Annotated in this window: 3 protein-coding genes; all 3 read left to right on the forward strand. The window is 69.8% G+C overall.

Annotated features, from left to right (window positions below; all coding sequences use genetic code 11):
* The first annotated feature begins 152 nt into the window (after positions 1-152).
* The 3 genes from OTB19_RS42330 to OTB19_RS42340 all read left to right on the forward strand — a co-directional run bounded on the left by OTB19_RS42330 (position 153) and on the right by OTB19_RS42340 (position 3,193).
* Positions 153-1,250: a tyrosine-type recombinase/integrase gene (locus OTB19_RS42330; RefSeq protein WP_267804182.1), complete on the forward strand. Its 1,098-nt coding sequence runs from the start codon at positions 153-155 to the stop codon at positions 1,248-1,250.
* The gene (locus OTB19_RS42335) at positions 1,247-1,567 is read left to right on the forward strand and encodes a helix-turn-helix domain-containing protein (RefSeq protein WP_267804183.1); all 321 of its coding nucleotides are present in this window, start codon (positions 1,247-1,249) and stop codon (positions 1,565-1,567) included. The genes OTB19_RS42330 and OTB19_RS42335 overlap by 4 nt, the downstream gene beginning before the upstream one ends.
* Before the next feature lie 258 nt (positions 1,568-1,825).
* On the forward strand, positions 1,826-3,193 hold the full coding sequence (locus OTB19_RS42340) for a hypothetical protein (RefSeq protein ID WP_267804184.1): 1,368 nt from the start codon (positions 1,826-1,828) through the stop codon (positions 3,191-3,193).
* Positions 3,194-3,226: the final 33 nt, after the last annotated feature.

A 3,226-nucleotide genomic window follows, 5' to 3' on the forward strand; every position in this document is an offset into this window, starting at 1 on the left:
GTGTGCGACATCCCGTGAGTTCCTCTGAGGCCCTGGGGGTGTCGAGCCTGCTGGCCAGGGGGTTTGCCCCTCACTCCGCAGTTCGGCGCCCAGTGAAGGAACTTCAGGATTTGTGAAGTAGTCTCAGCTTTCACGATGGTTCCACTTTCTGGATGAAGCTGAGGGGGCTCGGGTTGGCGCTGGCCGCTGTACGGGATCTGCGCGAGTTCCGGGCGCCGACCTCGACCGAGGAGTTGGAGGCGTTCGAGACGGACGTGCTGGCCGGGTTCGTGCTGGCGCGGGCCTCGGCGGGACTGGCGGACGGCACCATCCGCGGGGACGTCGGCAACCTGGAGCAGATGCGGACGTGGTTCGGCCGTCCGCTGTGGGACATGGAGCCCGCCGACGCCGACGCGTACTTCGGGCGGGTGATGCGGGGCTCGCCCAGCGGTACCCGGCTGGCCCGGTCCCAGGCGCTGACGACGTACTTCGCGTTCCTGGAGCTGCGGCACAAGGTCGAGATCCACCAGCTGACCGGCCGGGTGGTGGACTGCCCGATCGACGAGATGAACCGCCCGCGCGGCTCGAAGGACGCGCAGTTGCGGATCCCGCCGACCTCGCCCGAGGTCGGCGCCCTGTTCGAGGGCTGGGCTGGGGAGCTGGCGACCTGCCGCAAGTTCGGCCCTACCGCCCGGAACTACACCGCCGCGCGGCTGATGGCGGGGGTAGGGCTGCGGGTGAACGAGGCGTGCCGGCTGGACCTGGCGGACATCAAGTGGGACCTGGGCCGGTTCGGCAAGCTGCACGTCCGCCAGGGCAAGGGCTCGCGGGGGTCGGGGCCGCGCGAGCGGATGGTGCCGCTGATCAACGACGTCGGGCGGACCCTTCGGTGGTTCATCGAGGACGTGTGGGGCCAGTTCGACGACGACCACACCCGACCTGGCGCCCCGCTCTTCCCCTCCGAGCGCAAGAACACGGACGGCTCCTCGCGCCGGGTCGGCGACGACGCGCTCCGCACCGGCCTGAAGGAGGCGGCGAAGGCCCATCTACCGGGCTGGGCTGAGAAGTTGACGCCGCACGTGTTGCGGCACTACTGCGCGTCGGAGCTCTATCTGAACGGCATGGATTTGATTGCGATCCAGGAGGTTTTGGGACATTCCTGGATCGCGACGACGATGCGGTACGTCCACGTGCACGGCACGCGGGTCGAGGACGCCTGGGAGGCCGGGCAAGAGCGGGCCGCGAAGCGGCTGGGAGGACTGGTCCGATGAAGTGGAACCTGCGGCTGACGGCCGCGAGCAAGGGCATCTGGAAGGCATCCGACCTGCAGCGGAGCCTGGCCGAGCACGGGCTGGTTATCTCGGCGGGCAAGATGTCCGGGCTGTGGTCCGGACAGCCGGTCTCCCTCAAGCTCGACGACCTCGACGTCATCTGCGTCGTCCTGGGCTGCGAGATTGGCGACCTGTTGATCCCGCAGCCGGAGACGGTCGCCCGCCCCGGCCAGGAAACGGTCCAGCAGACCGCCGTCGGCGCGGGGACCACCGTGGTGCCCCGGCGGCACGACGGCCGCTCCCTTCCTCCCGTCTGACCGGCCGTCGTGCACGCGAGGTCCTGCCCGCAGTGCCTGTCCTGGGGTTTGCTGCGTGGCCCGCGCTGCGGAGCGTGCTCTTCGTTCGGGACCGGCCGTGACGTGGGCCCCTGCGGCAGTTGCTCGGGCCGACTGCCGCTCAGGAAGGGCCACTGCCGCCTGTGCTGGGTCCAGGCACGAGCGGAAGCGGCGCCGACGCAGACCAGGGCGGAACTTTTCCTGCCCCGGCTGCAGCACCAGCAACTCTTCTTCTCCGGCATGACCGCGGTCCGGGACCGGCGGCACCGGCCGCCAGCTGTCAAGCAGGAGCGCCGGGGCCGGCCCCGCAGGCCCGACCCCGAACCCGCTCTGCCTCCCGCACGCGGCTGGTTCCAGGCGGAACTGTTCGAGGCCCGCCGGGACCTCACTCGATGGAGGCCCGACCAGGAGCACGCACGGACAGACGATCCGTGGCTGGCCTGGGCCCGCCATAGCGCCCACCGGCTCGGCGAGGCCCGGGGCTGGCCCCGCAAGACGCGACTGAACGTCGACCAGGCCCTGGTCATCGTGCTGTCCGGCCATGCCGAAGGTGACGTGGTCCGGTACTCGGAGATCTTCCCGGTGCTGCGGTCGCGCGGCTTGAGTACCGTGCGCACCACCGAGGTGCTCGACGCCATCGGCGTCTTTCTGGACGACCGGCCGGCATCGTTCGAGCGGTGGCTGGAGCGCAAGCTCGACGGACTCGCCGTCGGCATCCACCACGACGTCGCCAACTGGGCCCGAATCCTGCATGAGGGCGGACCGCGGTCCCAGCCCCGGGACGCGACCACGGTCTGGAACTACGTCAACCGGCTCCGACCCGTGCTGTTGGAATGGTCGAACCGCTATGACCATCTGCGCGAGGTCACCCGTGACGATGTACTCGCCCACCTCGACACTGTCCACGGCCAGCAGCGCAGGTCCAGCCTCGTCGCGCTGCGGTCGCTGTTCGGACGGGCGAAGAAGAACGGCACCGTCTTCAAGAACCCGACCAGCCGCATCCGCGTCGGCCAGCAGGAGTCAGGGATCATCCAGCCGCTCGAACCCGAGCACGTCCAGAGTTCAGTCGTCGCGGTCACCAAACCGGCGGACCGACTGATCCTCGCCCTCGCGGCCGTCCACGCCGCACGCACTGGCGCGATACGCCGACTCCAGCTCGACGACCTCGACATCGGCAACCGCCGTCTGACTGTTGACGGCCGCGTCCGCCCCCTGGACGCACTGACGCTGCGGCTCGCCCTGGCCTGGCTGGAACACCGGCGCCGCCGCTGGCCCGACACCGCCAACCCGCACCTGCTGATCAACAAGCAGACCGCGCTGGAGACCGGCCCGATCACCGGCGACTCCGCCGCAGCGGCACTGCGCGGCCAGGCCGCCACCCTCGAAAAGCTCCGCGTCGACCGCCAGCTCGAAGAAGCCCTCACCCACGGCCCCGACCCGCTCCACCTCGCCGAGGTCTTCGGCCTCGACGAGAAGACCGCCATCCGCTACGCGAACTCCGCCCGCCAACTCCTGGAGCAGTCATCCGAAGCCGATACCGTGGCTTCACCACGAACCCACGGGTCCACCCCCGCACAGCACAGCGACAGACCCGCGGGTTCCCGCTGAAGACCCTTCAGTTTTCGTGAACTCGCGGACCTC

It is taken from the genome of Streptomyces sp. H27-H5 (assembly GCF_026627505.1).
GTDB lineage: Bacteria > Actinomycetota > Actinomycetes > Streptomycetales > Streptomycetaceae > Streptomyces.

What these genes read in the sequence shown, in the direction of transcription:
- OTB19_RS42330 (WP_267804182.1), top strand. Translation starts at nt 153, where the DNA reads ATGAAGCTGAGGGGGCTCGGGTTGGCGCTGGCCGCTGTACGGGATCTG.
- OTB19_RS42335 (WP_267804183.1), top strand. Translation starts at nt 1,247, where the DNA reads ATGAAGTGGAACCTGCGGCTGACGGCCGCGAGCAAGGGCATCTGGAAG.
- OTB19_RS42340 (WP_267804184.1), top strand. Translation starts at nt 1,826, where the DNA reads ATGACCGCGGTCCGGGACCGGCGGCACCGGCCGCCAGCTGTCAAGCAG.